Here is a 20,952-nt window from a genome sequence, read left to right as displayed (position 1 = left end):
TAATTCCCCCCGCGGGGCGTTTGATTGCGCCAGCATTGTGGGAAGTTTCATTGCCTTGACGCCGGAGCATGTTAAAAACGATGCGTCCCTGACTGGCATGTGACGGCAATTCTGCCCTTTGCATCAGGTGTCTTGAGGATCGAGAGAGGAGTCTCCATGACCAATGTTGTTATCGTTTCTGCCGCCCGCACGGCTGTCGGGTCTTTTGGCGGGGCATTTGCCAATACGCCTGCACATGATCTGGGGGCCGCTGTTCTGGATGCAGTTGTCGCGCGCGCGGGCATCGACAAGGCGGAAGTGTCCGAAACCATTTTGGGGCAGGTGCTGACAGCCGGTCAGGGCCAGAACCCTGCGCGGCAAGCGCATGTGAACGCGGGCCTGCCAATCGAAGCCGCGGCCTGGAGCATCAATCAGGTGTGCGGGTCGGGCTTGCGGGCTGTGGCGCTGGGCGCGCAGCATATCCAGCTGGGGGATGCGGCCATTGTGCTGGCGGGTGGTCAGGAGAACATGACCCTTAGCCCCCATGTCGCACATTTGCGCGCAGGGCAAAAAATGGGCGACATGAAAATGATCGACTCCATGATTCGGGACGGGCTTTGGGATGCTTTCAATGGCTATCACATGGGCCAGACTGCTGAAAACGTAGCCGAAAAATGGCAGATTTCCCGCGAACAGCAAGATATTTTCGCTGTGGCCAGCCAGAACAAGGCGGAAGCCGCGCAAAAAGCTGGCAAATTCGCGGATGAGATTGCGGCCTTTACAGTGAAAACCCGCAAGGGTGATATTGTCGTGGATCAGGACGAATATATCCGCCACGGGGCCACAATGGACGCCATGCAGAAACTGCGTCCCGCGTTTACCAAGGACGGGTCTGTTACGGCGGCAAATGCGTCGGGCCTGAATGACGGGGCTGCAGCCGTCATGCTGATGAGTGCGGAAGACGCCGAAAAGCGCGGCCTGACGCCGCTTGCGCGCATTGCCAGCTATGCCACTGCCGGGCTTGACCCGTCGGTTATGGGCGTTGGCCCAATCTATGCCAGCCGCAAGGCGCTGGCCAAGGCAGGCTGGAAACCCGAAGATCTGGACCTGATTGAAGCCAACGAAGCCTTCGCTGCGCAGGCCTGCGCAGTGAATAAGGAAATGGGCTGGGATATTGACAAGGTCAACGTGAATGGCGGCGCTATCGCCATTGGTCACCCGATTGGGGCGTCAGGCTGTCGTATTCTGAACACACTGTTGTTCGAAATGCAGCGCCGTGACGCGAAAAAGGGCTTGGCGACATTGTGCATCGGCGGTGGCATGGGCGTCGCCATGTGTCTGGAACGCTAAACCGCAAAAGGTTGCGCAACATTCTTGCGCAACCTTCGGTTCTTATGTAGCAATTGTTTCTAAGCATAATTCCTGACAGAGGGGGAAAACATGGCACGAGTGGCATTGGTAACCGGCGGATCGCGCGGTATTGGCGCGGCTATTTCACAGGCGTTGAAGGCGCAGGGTTGCAGTGTCGCTGCAACTTATGCGGGTAATGATACCGCCGCCGCCGCATTCACCGAAGAAACCGGCATTAAGACATATAAATGGAATGCTGCCGACTATGACGCGTCCAAGGCGGGCATCGCACAGGTTGAAGCCGACCTTGGCCCGATTGACATTGTTGTGGCCAATGCTGGTATTACCCGCGACGCCCCGTTTCACAAAATGACACCCGAACAATGGCGCGAAGTGATCGACACCAACCTGACAGGGGTGTTCAACACCATTCACCCGGTCTGGCCCGGCATGCGCGAACGCAAATTCGGGCGTATTGTCGTGATTTCGTCCATCAACGGGCAAAAAGGGCAGTTTGGCCAGGTAAACTATGCCGCCACCAAGGCCGGTGATCTGGGCATCGTAAAAAGCCTTGCCCAGGAAGGGGCGCGCTTCGGGATTACGGCGAACGCGGTTTGCCCCGGCTATATTGCCACTGAAATGGTCATGGCGGTGCCAGAAAAGGTGCGCGAAGCCATTATTGGCCAGATTCCAACAGGCCGGCTTGGCGAACCTGAAGAAATTGCGCGCTGCGTGGCCTTTCTGGTGGCCGATGATGCGGGTTTCATCAACGGGTCAACCATCAGCGCGAATGGTGCGCAGTTTTTCGTCTGACCTTTTTGTAGGGTTTGTTGAAACACAAAACGGCCCGCAACGCGCGGGCCGTTTCACTTTAAGGGCAGACGCGTTTATGCGTGCGACAGACGCTCGATTTCTTCTTTCAGCCGCAATTTCTGCTTCTTCAGCGCGGCCACTTCCAGATCATCAATACCTGGGCTTCGCTGGGCTGTTTCTACCTTTTCAGAGAGGTGTTCGTGTTTCCGGCGGAGTTCTGCAATATGTGAACCCAATGACATTGAAATTCCTCCTTCTCTGATGACAACAAGGATAGTGCACCACAGCTTGCGCCCTCTGTCACCAAAAATCGGCGTGACATAGCGCCACCTGCGCTGAATTTTGCTGTTACGGTTACTGAAGGTCAAACAACTACGGGTTGTGCGTCCTGATGGCCCATGCCGAATACACGCTTGTAGCGGGCTATTTCACTTGCTGGCCCCATTGCCTTGTTGGGGTTGTCAGACAGCTTGACTGTCGGCCGCCCATTTGCCGCCGCCGCCTTGCAAACAAGACTGAAAGGCGCCAGTCCGTCATCTTTGGCCAGCCCGCGAAAGTCGTTTGTCAGCAATGTGCCCCACCCGAAACTGACCTTGACCCGTCCCGCAAACATGGTGTGCAAGTCTTCAATAACGCCGACGTCCAGCCCGTCTGAAAAGATGATTAGTTTCTCGCGCGGGTCCTGCCCGCGATCCTGCCACCAGCGAATGGCAGTTTCCGCATTTTTCACCGGATCACCCGAATCAATGCGAATACCTGTCCAGTCTGACAGCCAGTCTGGCGCATTATCCAGAAAACCGGCTGTGCCATATGTGTCAGGCAGAATAATCCGCAAATTGCCCGAATGCTCTGCCTGCCAATCGGCAAGCACCTGATAGGGGGCGCGCGCAAGTGCCTCATCATCGGGCGCAAGCGCGGCATAAACCATGGGCAGTTCATGGGCGTTTGTGCCAATGGCCTCCACCTCTCGGCGCATGGCAATCAGGCAGTTCGACGTCCCGGTAAACCGCGCGCCCAATCCTTCCATCATGGCTTGCACGCACCAGTCCTGCCACAAGAATGAATGCCGCCTGCGGGTTCCGAAATCGGCAATCCGTAACCCGTCAATCTGTTGCAGACGCGTGATTTTTTCCCAAAGGTGGGTCATTGCGCGCGCATACAGGACTTGCAGTTCAAACCGCTTCATGCGCCCCAGAACAGCGCGCGACCGCAATTCCATAAGCACGGCAAGCGCGGGAATCTCCCACAGCATGACTTCGGACCATGTCCCCTCGAATGTCAGTTCATACTGATCGCCCACCCGTTCCAGATGATAGGGCGGCAGCCGGAACCCTTCGAACCATTCCATAAAATCGGGGCGGAACATCTGGCGTTTGCCATAGAACATATTGCCGCGCAAAAACGTCGATTCCCCGCGCGACAGGCCAAGCGTGCGAATATGGTCCAGTTGCTCGCGCAATTCGCCTTCATCAATCAACTGCGCCATGGGAATATGTGTGGCACGGTTGATCAGGCTAAAGGTCACTTGCGTATGCGGATGGTTGGTAAAAACCGACTGGCACATCAGCAGTTTATAGAAATCCGTGTCAATCAGCGACCGCACAATCGGGTCCATCTTCCAGCGGTGGTTATATACGCGGGTGGCAATATCCATCGCTACACCAACGCCACACCAGCAGCGCGCAAATCCTCATAGGTGCGCGCCATGGACCCGTTGACATCTATTCCGCGGCAAAGTTCCGTCAGAACCCGCACCCTGTAGCCCAGTCGCGCCGCGTCCAGCGCCGACCACGCCACGCAGAAATCTGTTGCCAGTCCAACAAAATCCAGATCAGTAATTCCGCGCGTGCGCAAATACCCGTCCAGCCCCGTTGGTGTGGTCTGGTCATTCTCAAAGAAGGCGGAATAGCTGTCAATATCGGGCCGGAACCCCTTGCGCAGGATCATATCGGCGCGCTCTGTGTTCAGGTCCGGATGGAATTGCGCGCCCATGGTTGCTTGCACGCAATGGTCCGGCCACAGCACCTGCGCCCCGTAGGGTAAAAGCACTGTTTCCAGCGGGGCGCGGCCCTGATGCTGGCTCGCAAAGGAAGAATGGCCCGCAGGGTGCCAATCCTGCGTCAGGATAACCGCACCAGCCCGCGCCATTTCCGCGTTAATTCCCGCCACAATCGCGTCGCCATCCGCTACAGCCAGCGCGCCGCCGGGGCAGAAGTCGTTTTGCATATCGATCACGATCAGCGCATGGGTCATGTTCCGCCCTCCTGTGTGGGTGGGCAATGGCTACGCACACAATGGCGCTGCGTCAATCCCACAGGCTTGCACAGCGCCACGCCCGGCAGTAAATGCATATCATGTTGACAGTCGCAGCACTCTACCACTTCACCCGATTCGATGACCCGGCCGCCCTTCGCGGCCCGCTTCTGGCCCTGGCCAACGGTCACGGCGTCAAAGGGTCGCTTCTTCTGGCCCGTGAAGGGATAAACGGGACCATCGCAGGCACCCGCGCTGGCATAGATGCGCTATTGGCGCATATTCGCGCCTTGCCCGGCTGCGCGGAACTGGACTGGAAGGAAAGCCCGGCAGAAACCATGCCCTTCGGCCGGATGAAAGTGCGCCTGAAACGCGAAATCGTCACCATGGGCCAGCCCGATGTCGACCCCCGTGCAGGCACCGGCCATTATGTCGCCGCGCAGGACTGGAACGCGTTGATCAGCGCCCCCGATGTGGTTGTCATTGACACCCGCAATGATTACGAAGTGGCCATCGGCACATTCGACGGCGCGATTGACCCCGGCACAAAATCTTTCCGCGACTTCCCCAAATGGTGGGCAGAAAACAGCGACCGCTTTCACAACAAGCGCATCGCCATGTTCTGCACTGGCGGTATCCGCTGCGAAAAATCAACGAACTTCCTGCTTCAGCAGGGGGTAAGCGATGTCTACCATCTCAAGGGCGGCATTCTGAAATATCTGGAAGATGTGCCAGCAGATCAAAGTATGTGGCAGGGCGCATGTTTCGTGTTTGATCAGCGCGTGTCTGTCGAACATGGCCTGAAACCTGGCCCGCATGTCATGTGTCACGCCTGCCGCCGGCCACTTTGGCCCGAAGATACCCGCAGGCAAGAATATGAAGACGGGGTGCAATGCCACCATTGCGTGGATGAATTTACCCCCAAACGGCGCGCAGCGTTCCGTGAACGCCAACATCAAATTACATTGGCAGCATCACGCGGGACACGCCATCTGGGCGTAATTCCCCCCAAATCCTCCCAGTGACGGCGTGTAGGGGTTTCATCTTGCCAAAAATACTCAAATCCGCCCGTAGCGCAGCGTAGGGCTGCAAACAACAAAGGGGGGCATCTGCCCCCCTTTTCCGTATCAATAGCGGTAGTGTTCCGGCTTGAACGGTCCTTCGACCGCCACCCCGATATAGCTGGCCTGATCGGGGCGCAGTTCGGTCAGTTTGACACCGATCCGGTCCAGATGCAGCCGCGCCACTTTTTCGTCCAGCGCTTTTGGCAGGATAAACACCCCCGGCACATAGGCGCTGCCATTGGTCCACAATTCAATCTGGGCCAGAACCTGATTGGTGAAACTTGCGGACATGACAAAACTGGGGTGGCCAGTGGCATTGCCAAGGTTCAGCAAGCGGCCTTGCGACAGCAGGATCATGCGATTGCCTGACGGCATTTCGATCATGTCCACCTGATCCTTGATATTGGTCCATTTGTGGTTTTTCAGCGCGGCCACCTGAATTTCATTGTCAAAATGGCCAATATTGCCGACAATCGCCATATCCTTCATCTCGCGCATATGCTCAAGGCGAATGACGTCCTTGTTGCCGGTGGTGGTGATGAAAATATCGGCGGTTTTCACCACGTCTTCCAGCAACACCACCTCGAACCCGTCCATTGCGGCCTGCAACGCGCAAATCGGGTCGACTTCGGTGACTTTCACCCGCGCACCTGCCCCCTGAAGGCTGGCTGCGGACCCTTTGCCCACATCGCCATACCCGCACACCACGGCAACCTTACCGGCCATCATCGTATCGGTGGCGCGGCGAATGCCGTCCACCAGCGATTCCTTGCAGCCGTATTTGTTGTCGAATTTCGATTTGGTCACGCTGTCGTTAACGTTGATTGCAGGGAAGGGAAGCTGCCCTTTCTTGTGCAATTCATACAAGCGATGCACGCCTGTGGTGGTTTCTTCGGACACGCCCTTGATCAGGTCGCGCTGTCGGGCAAACCATCCGGGGCTTGCTGCAAGGCGTTTCTTGATTTGCGCGAACAGGAATTCTTCTTCTTCGCTGGTGGGGGTTGCAATCAGGTCGGTTTCGCCCGCTTCGACCCGCGCGCCCAGAAGGATATACATCGTGGCATCGCCGCCATCATCCAGAATCAGGTTCGCGCCATCTTCGAAGTGGAAAATCTGGTCAGTATAGGTCCAGTATTCTTCCAGTGTTTCGCCCTTGATGGCGAAAACAGGTGTGCCACCAGCCGCAATTGCAGCGGCGGCATGGTCCTGTGTCGAATAAATATTGCATGACGCCCAACGCACTTCCGCGCCAAGCGCGACCAGTGTTTCAATCAGAACAGCGGTTTGGATGGTCATATGCAATGATCCGGCAATCCGCGCGCCCTTCAGGGGTTGTGCGGTGCCAAATTCCTGACGCAGCGCCATCAGGCCGGGCATTTCCGTTTCGGCAATATCGATTTCCTTGCGCCCGAAATCCGCCAGCGCAATATCCTTGATGACATAGTCTTGAGACATCTGCCCAAGCTCCTTTTTTCGTATGAATTCTTGCATGCGACATAGCACCCGAACCCCCACCCAACAAGGGTGGGCCAGCGTATTGGTCCGCGCATCCTAACCGGCAGAGTGTTGCCAGCCGGTAAAGTTTCGAGTTGTCCCGTGACAGTTGATCTGCAACAACAAAAGGCAATGCAGATTTGCCGGTATTCATGGGTGGATAGCCACTTGAAAAAATTGCAGGGGTGCGCGCGCAGCCAGTGGGCTGTATTTTTGCAAGCACTTGTTTTCGCAATGTTTCTTGCCCAGCAAGCGGCGGGGTTCGAAGACTTGCGATTTTCAGTCACTGGCGGGGATAATGCGCTTGAGCAAGGCTTGCAGCGGGCGTCCTTGCTGCGCGCAGCCCATGACGAAGGGCTGTCCGACCCTTTTGAAGTGTTCACAATCGCGCGCGCGGAATATGGCCAGCTGATCGGGCTGTTCTACGAAGCGGGTTATTATGCGCCTGTCATCAGCATCCGTATCAACGGGCGCGAAGCGGCGGATATATCGCCGCTGAACCCGCCTGACACTATCGGGGTCATTGAGGTGCAGTTGGCGGCTGGACCGCCCTTTGTGTTCGGGCGTGCGCAGATCGGGCCACTTGCCGCGAATACCGAATTGCCTGACGGCTTCGCGGCAGGGCAGGCCGCGCGCAGCACGGTTATTCGCCAAACGGCCAGCGCGGCCATAGACCGTTGGCGTGATCTGGGCCATGCAAAAGCCGAACCTGCCCGCCAACAGATTACCGCGCGCCATACTGCACAGGAACTGGATGTCGATATTGGCGTGGATGCAGGCCCCCGCTTCACGTTTGGCCAGTTGCGCCCCAGTGGGCAGGACCGAACACGCCCGGACAGGATTGTAAAAATTGCGGGCCTGCCCACCGGCAAGGTGTTTTCACCTGATGAAGTGCAGCGCGCGGCAGAACGGTTGCGCCGGACCGGCACCTTTGCATCTGTTGCCCTGCGCGAGGCAGAGGACGGAAACGCCGACGGGTCGCTGGATATTAACGCCGCAGTCGTAGAAGCCCCGCTGCGCCGCATTGGCGCAAGCATCGAACTGGACACTGAAAGCGGTGCCAAACTGTCGGGGTTCTGGTTGCATCGTAACCTTTTGGGGGGTGCGGAACGGCTGCGGATTGAAGCGATGATCGGCGGGCTTGCGGCGCGGCGCGGTGGGCTGGATTACCGCTTTGGCGTGGAATTTTCGCGCCCTGCAACATTCACCCCCGATACAACGCTGAATTTGGGCCTTCTGGTCGAGAATGAGCGCGAGGATGACTTCCGCGCGCGCCGCGCGCGGCTGGATATTGGCTTGTCGCACCGGTTCAGTGATCAACTGACTTTTGGTGCGGGTTTGGGTGCACTGGTGGAACAGGCCCGGTTTGGGCCGACATTGGCCATCCGGCGGGATTACAAGCTGCTGTTGGTGCCGCTGACAGTGGAATGGGACCGCCGCAATGATGCGCGTTCGCCCACAAGCGGCACCTATCTGAAGGGCTATCTGACGCCATTTTTCGGTGTTGGAACTGCTGACAGCGGCGCGCGCGCCACTTTGGATGCGCGCGGGTATTTCGGCTTTGGCGAAGATGACCGTTTCGTGCTGGCTGCGCGCGGGCAGTTGGGCGCGGTTGTTGGTGCGGGCATTGACAATACACCGCGGGATTTCCTGTTTTATTCCGGTGGCGGCGGGTCGGTTCGTGGCCAACCCTTCCAGTCGCTGGGCGTGTCGCCCGGTGGGGTGCGTTCCGGTGGGCGGGGCTTTGCCGCGCTGTCGCTGGAAGGGCGGATGAGGGCAACCGAAACCATTGGCCTGACGGCATTTGCCGATGCCGGTTATGTGTCCGAAGGGGCGTTTACCGGCCCGTCAGGCTGGCATGCAGGGGCCGGGCTGGGGCTGCGCTATGATACGCCGGTTGGCCCGTTGCGGCTGGATGTCGGGCTGCCGGTGCGTGGCACTACGGGCCGCGGGCCGCAATTATACTTGGGCATAGGACAGGCGTTTTGATGCGGGTTTTGCATATCATTGCGCTGGGGCTTGTGTGCCTGATGACATGGTTTGCCGCGCCTGCCTCCGCGCAAGGTGTCGAAGATATTGCGCCCGATGCGGGCGAAAGCGACGTGGGTTTCCTGACGCGCCTGTTGCAAGACAGCCTGTCGGACCGGGGCCGTGCGGTGCGCATTTCGGGCTTTCGCGGCGCGTTGTCGTCGCGTGCAACATTTGACGAAATGACCATCGAAGACGATGACGGCGTTTGGCTGCGGGTGACAGGGGCGGCTTTGCAATGGAACAGGTCCGCATTGTTCCAGCGCCGCATTGAAATTGCCGAAATTTCGGCACAACGTGTTGAAATCCTGCGCGCGCCAGTGGGTGCGCCATCTGATGAACTGGTGCCCATGCGCCAGTTTGAATTGCCGGAACTTCCTGTGTCCATTGACCTTGGGCAGCTTGCGCTGGACGAGGTGGTGCTGGGCGCGCCCCTGCTGGGTCAGGAATTGCGCGCAGGGGTCAGCGGGCGGGCCGCGCTGGCGGGCGGCGAAGGGGATGCGCGGCTGCAAATTGACCGGCTGGATGATGTTGCGGGCCAGTTCCTGCTGGATGCTGGTTTTTCCAATGAAACGCGCATATTGTCGCTGGACCTGAATGTTCAGGAAGCGGCCGGCGGGCTGGCGGTCACATTGCTGGACGTGCCGGACCTTCCCTCGGCGGCGCTGCGTGTGCAGGGCGAAGGGCCGATTGACGATTTTGATGCTGAAATCACACTGGACACGGATGGGCAGCGCCGCGTCGCGGGGGAATTCGCGTTGCAAACCACCCTGCCTGGCGTGGCGCAGGCCGTGCGGCTGGACCTTGGCGGGGATTTGCGCCCGTTGCTGCAGCCGCAATTCCATCCGTTTTTCGGCGATGACAGCCGTTTGCGCACACAGGCCCGCAGGTTTGATGATGGCCGCCTGTCGCTGGACAATCTGCGCATCCAGACCGAGAAGTTGCAGCTTGATGGCCGTGTGCGCATGGGAACCGACAATCTGCCGGAGTTGATTGACCTGCGCGGCGAAATTCGGGACCGCAACGGCGGACGGGTTTTGTTGCCGGTGGCCGGGTCCGATACCACCATAGAACAGGCTGATTTGCGGTTGGGGTTTGATGCATCCGTCAGCGAAGACTGGGAACTTGTTGTCGACCTGATTGGATTCGACAATGGCGATATTTCGGTCGAAAGCCTGTTCGTCAACGGGCTGGGGCGTATCACGTCGCAAGGCTTTGGCGAAGATATTGACGTGGTTGATGCCCTGATCGATTTTTCCGCGCTGGGCCTGTCAGCCCGCGATCAGGGCGTGGCGCAGGCACTGGGCAATTCCCTTACAGGGTCTGTGGCATTCATATGGCGCGAGGGGCGGCCCTTGTTGTTGCCCGGTGTGCTACTGGAGGGGCGGAATTTCACCATTAACGGGCGCGCGCGGCTGGAAGACGGGGTTGTTATAGCGGATGGTCAGGCGGAATTTCTGGATATTTCGCGCCTGTCACGGTTGGCGGGGCGCGACTTGTCGGGCGCGCTGCGGGCGCGGGCGCAAGGGCGTATCGGCCCGCAGCGCGATGATTTCAGTGTGGAAGCCAATGTCAGCGGACGCGACCTGTCCTTCGGGCAGGAACAACTGGACCGCTTGCTGGCAGGGGAAAGCGTTATTTCCCTGAACGCGGACGGGCTGGATGGCGTGATCACCCTGCATGAATTGACCGCGCAGGCCCAGACCTTGCGCGCTGACCTGCGCGGGCAGCTGTCACCCCAGGATATCCGCTTGCGCGGTGATCTGGATTTTGCGGATCTTTCGGTTCTTGGGGGTGATTTTGGCGGCGCGATTGACGCGCGCATTGCCATTGACGGCACGGCTGAACGCGAAACGGTCAGCATTGATGCGCGCGCCCGCGACCTGACAGTGGGCCAGCCAGATGTGAACCGCGCCTTGCGGGGGGAAACACGGCTGGCTGTTGACGGGCAGCGCGATGGCGCGGCCTTTGATCTGGCGTCACTGACGCTTGAAAATGCCGCGCTGACATTATCGGCCAATGGGCGCTATGCGGCGGGCGCATCGCGGCTGGATGCGGAATTTGCCCTTGGGTCGCTCGGCACTATTCGGCCCGCTTTCGGCGGCAGTCTACGCGGTGATGTTGCCTTGCGCGAAGACGGGGACACGCGGTCGCTTGATCTGGGCGTGACGGCGCGGAATGTGCGTTTGGGCAGTGATGTGGCAAACCGTGTGCTGGCGGGCACCCATCAGTTGACCGCGCGCGTGGTCCAGCGACCTGATGCGCTGATGATTGAAGATGCACGCCTGACAGGACCAAACCTGACGGCCATAATTGCGGGCCAAAGCACCCAAGGCCGCCCCGCCATGCGTGTTGACGCGCGGCTGCGCGATCTGGCGCTGGTTGTTCCGGGCATATTGGGGCCGGTAACCCTGTCGGGGGATGTGCGCGATACGGGCGAAGCGTTTGCGCTGGATCTGGCAGCTGACGGGCCTGCGGGTCTGTCGGTGCAGGCGGCGGGCACGGTTTCGCGCGACCTGCGCGCGGATTTGCGCGCCAGTGGTAGCGCCGATATCGCGCTGATCAATCCGCGCATCGAACCGCGCTCCGTGCAGGGACCGGCGCGGTTTGATCTGGCGCTGAATGGCCCGCTTGCGCTGGCTTCTGTTGCCGGCAGTGCCGAGGCAGTGGGCGCGCAGCTGGTTTTGCCGCAACAGAATATCCGTATTACGGACATCAACGCGCGCGCCCAGCTTTCGGGTGGCCGTGCCGCGATTGACCTGCAGGGCCGCGCCGTCGCAGGCGGCACAGTCAGCCTGACGGGCAATATTGACCTGACCCCGCCCCTGAACGCGGATTTGCGGGCGCGGCTGGGGCAAATGCGCATCCAGAACCCGCAATTGTTCCAGACAGATGTATCTGGCGATGTGTCTGTTTCCGGGCCATTGACGCGAGGTCCCACGCTTGCGGGCGCGTTGACACTGGAGGGCACAGAAATTCGCATTCCGCGTGTCGGGCTGGTGTCGCGCGGGTTCATTCCGCCGAATATCCAGCATCAGCGCGACTCAGCGGCGGCGCGTGAAACACGCCAGCGCGCTGGCATATTCGCGGGCGAAACCCATGGCCGTGTGCGCCGCCCCGCAACGCTGGACCTGCTGATTGACGCGCCGAACCGCATTTTCATTCGCGGGCGCGGGCTTGATGCCGAATTGGGCGGGCAATTGCGCCTGACAGGCACCACCGCGGACCCGATTCCGATTGGGGAATTCGGGCTTATCCGGGGGCGGCTGGACTTGTTGGGCAACCGCTTTACCCTGAACGAAGGGTTTGCCAGCCTTCAGGGGGATCTGGTGCCGTTTGTGCGGCTTGTGGCGTCAACCGAACGCACAGGGGTGACCGCGCGCATCGTGCTGGAAGGGCGCGCGGATTCGCCTGAAATACGGTTTGAATCGACCCCGGAACTGCCAGAAGAAGAAGTTGTGTCGCTGCTGCTGTTCGGGCGCGGGTTTGAAACGCTAAGTGTGTTTCAGGCCGCGCAGCTTGCGTCATCGCTGGCCACCTTGTCAGGGCGCGGAGAGGGTGTTTTTGAACGGCTGCGCCAGACGACGGGACTGGACGATCTGGACGTGCGCACAACCGAGGATGGCGAAACCTCGGTCCGGTTGGGGCGCTACGTGACCGAGAATATCTATACCGATGTCGAGGTGCAGCCGCAGGGTGATAGCGAAGTGTCGATCAATATCGACCTGTCGCCATCATTGACAGCGCGCGGGCGCATCGACAATCAGGGCCGGGCGGGGGTCGGGCTGTTTTTTGAACGGGATTACTGAATGCAAGGGGAAAAGCATGGGGTTTGACGCATCATCACTGGCGGGTAAAGTTGTCCTGATTACCGGTGCCAGCCGTGGCATTGGCGCGGCGGCAGTGCGCGCATTTGTGGCGGCAGGCGCACAGGTTGGCATGGCCGCGCGCAGCACTGATGCGCTGGACGCGCTGGCACGCGAAACTGGCGCGGTGGCACTGCCCTGTGATGTGGCCGATTTTGCATCGGTTCAGGGGGCGATTGCCACAATGTGCGACCGTTTCGGGCGGTTGGATGTGCTGGTCAACAATGCAGGCGCGATTGACCCTATTGGCCCGTTATCTGACATTTCACCGGATGATTTTGGCCGCCTGATTGATATCAACCTGAAGGGGGTGTTTCACGGCATGCGTGCAGCACTGCCGGTGATGCAGCCCCAAGGGGCGGGAACTATCATCACTGTGGGGTCTGGCGCGGCGCATAAACCGCTGGAAGGGTGGGGGGCCTATTGCAGTTCCAAGGCAGGTGCCCTGATGCTGACCCATGTGGCCGATACCGAAGCGCGGGCGCAGGGACTGCGCATCATGAGTCTGTCGCCCGGCACCGTGGCCACCAACATGCAACGAGAGATCAAGGCAAGCGGTATCAACCCCGTCAGCCAACTGGACTGGTCAGCGCATGTGCCCCCGGAATGGCCGGCACAGGCGTTGGTCTGGATGTGCACCCCTGATGCAGATGGCTGGATCGGGGATGAAGTGTCCTTGCGTGACCCCGATATCCGCGCGCGCATAGGCGTCCAATGATAGATGTGCAGCACGCAGGCAGTGTCTGGACCTTGACACTGGACCGGCCCGACAAGGCAAATTCCCTTACAGCCGAAATGCTGCTGGCCTTGTGCGAAGCGGTTGACGCCGCCAGCAAGGCGGGGGCGCGCGCGCTGGTTCTGACCGGGCGGGGCAGGGTGTTCAGCGCAGGCGCTGATCTGGAGGAAGCACGCGCAGGGCTAGCCACATCAGGGCTGTGGGAAGCGCTTTCGGGGCGCATTGCCGCGGCCCCGTTCCTGACTATCGCGGCGCTGAACGGCACGCTGGCGGGGGGCGCGTTTGGCATGGCGCTGGCCTGTGACATGCGGCTGGCGGTGCCGGGGGCAAAATTCTTCTATCCGGTCATGAAGCTGGGTTTTCTTCCGCAACCGTCCGACCCAGCGCGCCTGACAGCACTGGTGGGCCCGGCACGCGCAAAAATGATCCTTATGGCAGGTGCGCGTATTGAGGCCCCCGAAGCGCTGTCATGGGGGTTGGTCGACCGCCTGTGCGACCCGGGCGCGCTGATGCCGGACGCCTTGGCACTGACGCAGGACGTGGCAGCCGCGACAGGCCAACATGTCGCGGCCATCAAGCAGATGGTGCGCTAGTTTGGCGCTTCCCTTGGCGTGGCCAAAGGCATAGATTGGACGTATGAAAAGATTGTTGCGCAGCATCTCTGGTTTTGCGCTGGCGCTTTGTCTGGCGCTGGCCAGTATCGGCTTTGTTCAGGCACGCCATCTTGCTGCGGGCGCGCAAACGCTTGTTATCTGCACGGGCTATGGGCTGGTTTCTGTCACCATAGATGCGGATGGCAACCCGGTCGAGCATATGCTGCCCTGCCCTGACTGTATTATGCCCGTGGTCGCCGGACTGGCCGATCCGGTGGTGTATTTCCACCCAGCCGCCCAGGCCAGCCGCGTGCAATGGCCTGCAGGCGCAGCCGTTTGGCACGCAGGGGCGGCGGGGCTCTGGGCCAGTTCGCGCGGCCCGCCTGCGTTTGTCTGATTGCGGAAAAACCCCAACTGTCAGACAAGGACTGAAGAATGAAGAAGCTATTTTTGACGACTGCTGCGGCAGTCACTTTTGCCCTGCCCGCGTTGGCCTGTGACCTGGAGGTGCATGATGCCTATGCGCGCACATCTACGGCCATGTCGCAATCCGGCGCGGCGTTCATGCATGTAATGAACAGTTCCGCGACGGAGTGCCGCATCATAGGCGCGCGGTCAGACGTGGCGCAGCGCGTGGAACTGCACACCCATCTGGAAGATGAAAACGGCGTTATGCGCATGGTCGAGTTGGAAGACGGGATTACCGTCCCTGCCCAAAGCATGCATGCATTGGAACGCGGCGGCGATCATGTCATGTTTCTGGGCCTGAACCAGCGGCTAAGCCATGGTGATGAAATTCTAGTGACGCTTGTTCTTGAAAATGGCGACGAATTGGTTGTGCCCACAACGGTGGACCTTGAACGCACGACCGAACATGACAGCGGCGGTGGCCAAACACATACCCATGGTCATGGTCACAACTGAATTCGACACTGAACCAGTGGGAATGTCATAAGAAAAAAAGGGGCAGTTCCGAAACGGACTGCCCCTTTTTTTGGTCAGCGCCCTGCGCAGAACTGTTCGGCACGGTCCCCGAAGGCACGGTAACGCGCCCAGAATGCGTTGTCGCGGTCACTTTTGGACATGCGCACATCCTGCGCAAGCTGTGGGTCACGGAAAAATGCTGCGGCGCGGCGCTGCTCGCTGCGGGTCAGGGTTTCATTGGCCACAGACCCGATGCACCGGCACAAGGCGCGGGTGGCTTGCGCCCGGTCCGACCGCAAACATGCGGATTCAATTGCGCTGGCGGCGGCGGATGTGGGGAGTGCTGGAATAACGAAAGCCGAAACTATGGCGGCAATCAGGGTTCTTTTCATTCTGCCCTCAATTCTTTCTGATACTGGTATGCTGTCGTCGATTCTGATGATCGGTAGCTTTGGGACCTGACAGCACACTGCCTCTGGTTAGGGATCGCTGCGGCATTGTATCAGACTGAAAGCAGGTTTTGCCAATGATTTTGCAGGTCCGGACAGCTTGTCGCGGTGCGTTGCAGAATGTTGGGGCGGCAGCTTCGGTTACCTACTATCCGTAGATCACCCCGTTTCGGAAACTTGCGCATAGTGCAACAGGCCCGCGTTCAGCGATGGTGGATTTCCACCGCTGTTACAACGCAATTGGCAAGAATGGAAAACTGTCCTTCGAATCGGGTTCCGGATGCAAACTGCGGAACGTCCTGCCGCAATGTCGCTGTAAAGCGGCCTGACCCCAGATCAGGTAAAAGGTCAAGCGCGTGAAAATCGATCAGGCAACGGCTAAGCTGATACTGCGCCTTATAGACAGCTTCCTTTGCGGAAAACAGCAGCTTGGCGAAATGCCCACGCTGCGTCGGGCCAAGCCCGGCCAGCCAAAGCATATCGTTTTGTGTGCAAACTACTGGCCATAAGCTTGGTTCCAGCGGGGTGGCGGGTTCAATATCCAGCCCCAGTGCCAGAATGGCGGGGTCATCCGTGACAACGGCCAAGGCATCATGGCTGGTATGGGTGATGGAGCCGACCAGACCCGAAGGCCAGATTGGCGCGCGATCATCGCCTTGCAGAACCGGGCGCGGCGTATGGCCCAGCTGTTCCATTGCGTTGCGTGCGGCGGCGCGTCCGGCGGCGAATTCGCGCGCGCGTGTGGCGGCGACCTGTTCAATGGCCAGAACCTCGTCGCCCACAAGGCGGGGCATGGGCGCTTTCGGGTCGGCCCATGCCATGGCCACCCTGTCGCTGAACAGGGGGCGGGCGTATTGCACCAGTGAAAAGCGTTGTTGAATCATGCGCGTCCGGCCCTTTCTGCGCGCATGGCGCGGCGGCGCGCCATGGCCTGAACCCTGTCAGAGCTGGGGGGGGTGTCGGGGGGTGGGGGCGTGCTGTCATCTGCGCGTGTCGGCAGCGTCTGCGCGGGGGGCAGCGGGCGCATTTTGCCATCCAGATGACGGGCCAGTTCCCCCAGAACGGGGAAGCGGAACAAATCGGTTATCGACAGGCCCGGAATGTTCAAACGGCTGCGCATTTCGCGGTGCGCTTGCACAGCCAGCAGTGAATGCCCCCCCAGATGGAAGAAATTGTCCCCCTGACCCACCTGCGCCACGCCCAGCACGTCGCACCAGATAGCTGCAATTTTGCTGGCGGTGTCAGTGCCGGCCGCAATATCTGGGGCAGGGGCAGGCGCGTGTTGTTGCATGCGGCTGGGTGCGGGAAGGGCCTTGCGGTCAATCTTCTTGTTGGGTGTAAGCGGCATTTGCGCCAGTGGGACGAAATGCGCAGGCAACATATGCGCAGGCAGGCGTTGCGCCAGTGCGGCGCGCAAATCCCCTGACGGGCTGCCGGTGTAATAGGCAACCAGTCGTATGTCGCCGTCGCGGTCCTCGCGGGTGATGGCGACAGCGGCGGTAATTCCGGGCTGCGCTTCGAGGGCGGATTCCACCTCGCCCAGTTCAATGCGATGGCCGCGGATTTTGACCTGATGATCCACACGCCCCATGAACCGCAACCCGTCATGCCCGCGCTGCACCAGATCACCTGTGCGATACAGCCGCCCCGCGCCGAACGGGTTGGGGATAAACCGTTCTTGCGTCAGCTCTGCGCGGTTCCAGTAGCCGCGCGTTACGCCGTCCCCGCCAATGAACAATTCCCCGTCCTGATAGGGGGGCACCGGGTGCAGCGCATCGTCAAGGACATAGACTTGTGTATTGGCGATGGGCGTGCCGATCCCCGCAATTCCGTCTGTGCCCGTGGTGGTCTGGCTTGTGGACCATATGGTGGTTTCCGTGGGGCCATACATGTTCTGCACGGGCTGGCCGGTAAGGTGTGCGATGTCGCGCGCCAAGGCGCCGGGCAGCGCCTCGCCGCCGATCAGGATTGTCCCCACCTGCGCAAGCGCTGCGCGGCTGTCATCATTCATTGCCATCATACGCGCCATGGACGGGGTGCATTGCAGATGGGTGACCTTATGGCGATGAATTTGCGCCGCGATCGAGAAATCATCCTGCGCCAGATCCACGCCCGCATTCGCGCGCCGGACCACTTCGGCCAGCGGAAACAACCCTTCCAGAACCTGATCGGTATTGATGCCGTAATCAATCAGGCAGGCAATCTCGGTCACGCCAATCGCCTTCAACTGCTCTACACGGTTCAGACAATCATCAACCGTGCCGAATAGGCCGGACTCTTCAAAATAACGGTTGAAGGCGAAATCAAGAATGCCGTCCACTTCGTCCTGTGACAGGGTGGACAGGTCAATATCCATGGGGTTTTTTGCCCCTTGTGGGCGTTTGAACGCAGGAAAGGCCCAGGCATATTGTTTTACCAGCGCCGCTGCCGCCAGCAGGTAGGATTTCATCGGGGCGCGCGCCACTTCGCGGGCGTGGTCGCGGTCACGCGCAACGAAGCTGTGCAACATCAGCGTGACGGTAAAATCGGCGGGGTCATGGCCCGCATCGCGCAGGGCGGCATGATAGATGGTGATCTTCTCGGCGACCTCGGAAATGGATTGGCCCAGCAGGTGGGTCAGCACATTTGCGCCAAGCCGTCCTGCATCGCGCCATGTTTCGGGGTTTCCCGCTGTGGTCAGCCAGATCGGCAATTCGCGCGATACGGGGCGCGGCAGCGTTTGCACGGGCACTACCCCGTCGCCCTTGTCAAATTCGACCACATCCCCGCGCCACAGTTTGCGCAGCGTGTCGATCATGTCGAACATGGCCTGTTTGTTGTTGGGGGGTCTGTTTTCGGGGCGAAGGACAAAATCCACCGGATGCCAGCCCGACGCAATGCCCAGCCCCGTGCGTCCGTTCGTCAAATTGTCGATCATGGCCCATTCTTCGGCAATGCGCACCGGATGGTGCAGCGGCGCCACACAAGACCCCGCGCGCACTGCCAGATTTTGCGTAACCGCCGCCACTGCCGCACCGGAAACCGACGGGTTGGGGAACGGGCCGCCAAAGGCGTGGAAATGGCGTTCCGGTGTCCAGACCGCGCAAAACCCGTGCGTGTCGGCAAATTTTGCGCCTTCCAGCAGCAGGCGGTATTTCTGTGGTCCCTGCCCGTCATCATTGCCCCAATACATCAGGCTGAAATCCATGGGCTTGTTTGACACGCGCACGGGCGCGCGCGAAACAGCGGTGCGGTCCTCATCGCCCATCAGGACGATCTTGAACCCGCGGGCCAATGTCCAGAACAGTTCCAGTACGGAAATGTCAAAACTTAACGATGTGACAGCCAGCCAAACGCCGGGCGGGTCATGGCGTATGCGCTCATCCATGCCCGCGAAGAAATTGGCGACATTGCCATGTTCCACCATCACCCCCTTGGGCGTGCCGGTCGACCCGGATGTATAGATCAGATACGCCAGATTATCGGGTGTGGCGCGGCTGTCGGGGTTGGTGTCGGGTGCCGCAGCCAGCCGCGCATCGGTGTCCAGTTGCAAAAGCGCTGCGGCATGGTCAGGCAACATGTCCAGCAGGGCATGTTCGGTCACCACCACAGGCGCTGCGGAATCGCTCAGGTAATGCGCCAGCCGGTCTGACGGGTAGGCGGGGTCCAGCGGCACATAGGCCCCGCCCGCCTTCAGGATGCCAAGCGCGCCGATCAGCAGGTTTGGGCCGCGCGCCGTGCACAGCGCAACTGGCGTATCAGGCGTAACACCCATTTGCACCAGCACATGCGCCACGCGGTTGGCGCGCGCGTTCAGGTCAGCATAGGTCAGGGTCTGGTTTTCAAACGCCAGCGCAACGGCGTCCGGTGTTTTCTGAACCTGCGCCTCGAACGCGTGATGGATACAGATGCGGTCATAGGCGCGCGCAGTGGCATTGAACTGGTCCAGGTCAAGGACCGTAGGCGGGGGGGTTGCCAGTAGGGCGCTGATCTTGCCTGCCTCGGTCGCGCTTAGGGTTGCGGGGTCATAGCGCAATGCGCCCGCGTCCAGATCAAGCACAAGCGCCGCCTCCGGCGCCTCGGCCCCATGCGTCACGGCGACAGGCGGCATATCGATCAGGCCCAGCATGGGATCGCGCGCGCTGATGTCACGGGCAAAACCGGGCGCGGTTTGCGCCAGCTTCAGGCGGCTTTCAACATCAGCGACGGGGTTTGCGCTGTGCATGTTCACCTGCACTGGCACCCAGCCTGAAATGTGGTCCGGCGCTGTGGCCTGTGCCTGTGCCTGTGCAATGGCCCCATTGCGCCATGCGATGTCGACACTGGACAGCCCGAAATGGCGTGCCACTGCCGCGCCGAATGCGGCAATGGTTTGTGCGTCAGGCGCAAGCGCCATATCCAGTGCCAGACTGTCGCGCGTGGCGGACTGTGCAACAAGGGGGGGCGGTGCCACCATGGCGCGCAAGGCGTCGCGCCAGCGCTGGTCACCTGCCACAATGCGCGTCATGGCAGGGGTCACCCCATCAGGGGGCATTGGCAACATATCGCCGGGTGTCACCTGGTGCATTGCGCTGGTGGGCAGGCCCTGCACACATAGCAGACCTGACACGCGCAGGGCCATATCCGCACACATGACTGTCACACTGTCGGAATCCACATCAAGCACCTGACCGGGCTGGCCCTGACCGTCCACCATACGGGCCGCGCCAATGCACACAAGCTGCGCGCCAAGCCGCAGTTTGGGTGCGCATAGCGGGTTCCAATAGGGCCCATGATCCAAGGCGCGGACCAGTCGTTCCAGTTCCGCCGCAGGGCGTGTGAAATCCAGCAGCCCGTCATGTGCGGGGCGGTCATGGCGCAGGTGCAGATTGCGCCCTGTCACGTCCTGGGGCTGGCCGGAAACCTGCCCGGTTTCCAGCATGTCCAGCACATGTGCGAAGCTTTCGACCCCGGCGGCAAAACACTTCGCGTTCAGTGTCAGTGCCGTGTCATCGGCCGCGATGTCAAAAGCGGCGCGGGCCAGAATGTCGCCCTGATCAATGGTTTCAGTGATCATGTGCCATGTAATGCCGTGTTGCTGTTCACCTGCCAACAAGGCCCAGACCGGGGCGTTCAGCCCGGCATGTTGTGGCAAGGGGCCATCATGAAAATTGATCGCCCCACGGGCAGGCAGCGCCAGAACGGCCCGCGGTAGCACGTGCAGGCCCGCGATGTTCAAAATCCAGTCGAACTGCAGTGTATTCAGCCGGTCCGCCAGATTGTGGCCTGCGCTGATGACAGGAATGGTGTTGTCCTGCGCCCAGCCAGCCAGATTCGGGTTGTTGGTGACAACAGCCGCAATGGTGTGTCCACGCGCCAAAAGCTGGTTGCTGCATTCTGCCAGCAGGCTTTCATCGCCAATCACAACGCTTGAAAACTGCATAA

Annotated in this window: 16 protein-coding genes; 9 read left to right on the top strand and 7 right to left on the bottom strand. The window is 60.2% G+C overall.

Going from position 1 to position 20,952, the window contains the following annotated elements; all coding sequences use genetic code 11:
- Window positions 1-156: 156 nt before the first annotated feature.
- Window positions 157-1,329: an acetyl-CoA C-acetyltransferase gene (locus ACTZWY_RS02095; RefSeq protein WP_444789010.1), complete on the top strand. Its 1,173-nt coding sequence runs from the start codon at window positions 157-159 to the stop codon at window positions 1,327-1,329.
- 90 nt (window positions 1,330-1,419) lie between these two features.
- Entirely contained in the window at window positions 1,420-2,142 is a 723-nt protein-coding gene (gene phbB, locus ACTZWY_RS02090; protein ID WP_444789009.1) for an acetoacetyl-CoA reductase, read from the top strand.
- Between the two features lie 74 nt (window positions 2,143-2,216).
- On the opposite strand, the gene ACTZWY_RS02085 is transcribed toward phbB, so the two are convergent.
- The 3 genes from ACTZWY_RS02085 to pncA all read right to left on the bottom strand — a co-directional run bounded on the left by ACTZWY_RS02085 (window position 2,217) and on the right by pncA (window position 4,395).
- Complete coding sequence (locus tag ACTZWY_RS02085) at window positions 2,217-2,384, bottom strand: YdcH family protein (protein ID WP_277805429.1); 168 nt, start codon at window positions 2,382-2,384, stop codon at window positions 2,217-2,219.
- A gap of 122 nt (window positions 2,385-2,506) precedes the next feature.
- The gene (gene pncB, locus ACTZWY_RS02080) at window positions 2,507-3,796 is read right to left on the bottom strand and encodes a nicotinate phosphoribosyltransferase (RefSeq protein WP_444789008.1); all 1,290 of its coding nucleotides are present in this window, start codon (window positions 3,794-3,796) and stop codon (window positions 2,507-2,509) included.
- Between the two features lie 2 nt (window positions 3,797-3,798).
- The gene (pncA, locus tag ACTZWY_RS02075) at window positions 3,799-4,395 is read right to left on the bottom strand and encodes a bifunctional nicotinamidase/pyrazinamidase (protein ID WP_444789007.1); all 597 of its coding nucleotides are present in this window, start codon (window positions 4,393-4,395) and stop codon (window positions 3,799-3,801) included.
- A 101-nt stretch (window positions 4,396-4,496) separates the two neighbouring features.
- Between pncA and trhO the strand changes: the two genes are divergently transcribed.
- Window positions 4,497-5,420, top strand: a complete 924-nt coding sequence (gene trhO, locus ACTZWY_RS02070; RefSeq protein WP_444789006.1) for an oxygen-dependent tRNA uridine(34) hydroxylase TrhO — start codon at window positions 4,497-4,499, stop codon at window positions 5,418-5,420.
- Between the two features lie 102 nt (window positions 5,421-5,522).
- Here the strand turns inward: trhO and ahcY are convergent, their stop codons facing one another.
- A complete protein-coding gene (ahcY, locus tag ACTZWY_RS02065; RefSeq protein WP_444789005.1) occupies window positions 5,523-6,914 on the bottom strand; it encodes an adenosylhomocysteinase in 1,392 nt (463 codons plus the stop codon).
- A 207-nt stretch (window positions 6,915-7,121) separates the two neighbouring features.
- Between ahcY and ACTZWY_RS02060 the strand changes: the two genes are divergently transcribed.
- The 6 genes from ACTZWY_RS02060 to ACTZWY_RS02035 are packed head-to-tail and all read left to right on the top strand — an operon-like array spanning window position 7,122 to window position 15,100.
- Window positions 7,122-8,942, top strand: coding sequence for an autotransporter assembly complex protein TamA (locus tag ACTZWY_RS02060; protein WP_444789004.1), 1,821 nt, complete (start codon window positions 7,122-7,124; stop codon window positions 8,940-8,942).
- Window positions 8,942-12,790: a translocation/assembly module TamB domain-containing protein gene (locus ACTZWY_RS02055; protein ID WP_444789003.1), complete on the top strand. Its 3,849-nt coding sequence runs from the start codon at window positions 8,942-8,944 to the stop codon at window positions 12,788-12,790. The genes ACTZWY_RS02060 and ACTZWY_RS02055 overlap by 1 nt, the downstream gene beginning before the upstream one ends.
- 16 nt (window positions 12,791-12,806) lie before the next feature.
- Entirely contained in the window at window positions 12,807-13,565 is a 759-nt protein-coding gene (locus ACTZWY_RS02050) for an SDR family oxidoreductase (RefSeq protein ID WP_444789002.1), read from the top strand.
- Complete coding sequence (locus ACTZWY_RS02045) at window positions 13,562-14,176, top strand: enoyl-CoA hydratase/isomerase family protein (protein ID WP_444789001.1); 615 nt, start codon at window positions 13,562-13,564, stop codon at window positions 14,174-14,176. Before ACTZWY_RS02050 ends, ACTZWY_RS02045 begins: the two co-directional genes overlap by 4 nt.
- Window positions 14,177-14,219: 43 nt before the next feature.
- A complete protein-coding gene (locus ACTZWY_RS02040) occupies window positions 14,220-14,573 on the top strand; it encodes a hypothetical protein (RefSeq protein WP_444789000.1) in 354 nt (117 codons plus the stop codon).
- A gap of 38 nt (window positions 14,574-14,611) precedes the next feature.
- Complete coding sequence (locus ACTZWY_RS02035; RefSeq protein ID WP_444788999.1) at window positions 14,612-15,100, top strand: copper chaperone PCu(A)C; 489 nt, start codon at window positions 14,612-14,614, stop codon at window positions 15,098-15,100.
- 74 nt (window positions 15,101-15,174) lie between these two features.
- On the opposite strand, the gene ACTZWY_RS02030 is transcribed toward ACTZWY_RS02035, so the two are convergent.
- The 3 genes from ACTZWY_RS02030 to ACTZWY_RS02020 form a co-directional block, all read right to left on the bottom strand.
- On the bottom strand, window positions 15,175-15,492 hold the full coding sequence (locus ACTZWY_RS02030) for a hypothetical protein (protein WP_444788998.1): 318 nt from the start codon (window positions 15,490-15,492) through the stop codon (window positions 15,175-15,177).
- 260 nt (window positions 15,493-15,752) lie between these two features.
- Entirely contained in the window at window positions 15,753-16,433 is a 681-nt protein-coding gene (locus tag ACTZWY_RS02025) for a 4'-phosphopantetheinyl transferase family protein (RefSeq protein ID WP_444788997.1), read from the bottom strand.
- Window positions 16,430-20,950 (bottom strand): MupA/Atu3671 family FMN-dependent luciferase-like monooxygenase, encoded by a 4,521-nt coding sequence (locus ACTZWY_RS02020; protein WP_444788996.1) that lies wholly within the window; start codon window positions 20,948-20,950, stop codon window positions 16,430-16,432. Before ACTZWY_RS02020 ends, ACTZWY_RS02025 begins: the two co-directional genes overlap by 4 nt.
- Window positions 20,951-20,952 lie beyond the last annotated feature (2 nt).

The sequence above is a fragment of the Roseinatronobacter sp. NSM genome (assembly GCF_052379845.1).
Taxonomy (GTDB): Bacteria; Pseudomonadota; Alphaproteobacteria; order Rhodobacterales; family Rhodobacteraceae; genus Roseinatronobacter.
This window is presented reverse-complemented; position numbering and strand designations above follow the sequence as displayed.

Coding starts and splice junctions, on each gene's coding strand:
- ACTZWY_RS02095 (WP_444789010.1), top strand. CDS start 157: ATGACCAATGTTGTTATCGTTTCTGCCGCCCGCACGGCTGTCGGGTCT.
- phbB (WP_444789009.1), top strand. CDS start 1,420: ATGGCACGAGTGGCATTGGTAACCGGCGGATCGCGCGGTATTGGCGCG.
- ACTZWY_RS02085 (WP_277805429.1), bottom strand. CDS start 2,384: ATGTCATTGGGTTCACATATTGCAGAACTCCGCCGGAAACACGAACAC.
- pncB (WP_444789008.1), bottom strand. CDS start 3,796: ATGGATATTGCCACCCGCGTATATAACCACCGCTGGAAGATGGACCCG.
- pncA (WP_444789007.1), bottom strand. CDS start 4,395: ATGACCCATGCGCTGATCGTGATCGATATGCAAAACGACTTCTGCCCC.
- trhO (WP_444789006.1), top strand. CDS start 4,497: ATGTTGACAGTCGCAGCACTCTACCACTTCACCCGATTCGATGACCCG.
- ahcY (WP_444789005.1), bottom strand. CDS start 6,914: ATGTCTCAAGACTATGTCATCAAGGATATTGCGCTGGCGGATTTCGGG.
- ACTZWY_RS02055 (WP_444789003.1), top strand. CDS start 8,942: ATGCGGGTTTTGCATATCATTGCGCTGGGGCTTGTGTGCCTGATGACA.
- ACTZWY_RS02050 (WP_444789002.1), top strand. CDS start 12,807: ATGGGGTTTGACGCATCATCACTGGCGGGTAAAGTTGTCCTGATTACC.
- ACTZWY_RS02045 (WP_444789001.1), top strand. CDS start 13,562: ATGATAGATGTGCAGCACGCAGGCAGTGTCTGGACCTTGACACTGGAC.
- ACTZWY_RS02040 (WP_444789000.1), top strand. CDS start 14,220: ATGAAAAGATTGTTGCGCAGCATCTCTGGTTTTGCGCTGGCGCTTTGT.
- ACTZWY_RS02035 (WP_444788999.1), top strand. CDS start 14,612: ATGAAGAAGCTATTTTTGACGACTGCTGCGGCAGTCACTTTTGCCCTG.
- ACTZWY_RS02030 (WP_444788998.1), bottom strand. CDS start 15,492: ATGAAAAGAACCCTGATTGCCGCCATAGTTTCGGCTTTCGTTATTCCA.
- ACTZWY_RS02025 (WP_444788997.1), bottom strand. CDS start 16,433: ATGATTCAACAACGCTTTTCACTGGTGCAATACGCCCGCCCCCTGTTC.
- ACTZWY_RS02020 (WP_444788996.1), bottom strand. CDS start 20,950: ATGCAGTTTTCAAGCGTTGTGATTGGCGATGAAAGCCTGCTGGCAGAA.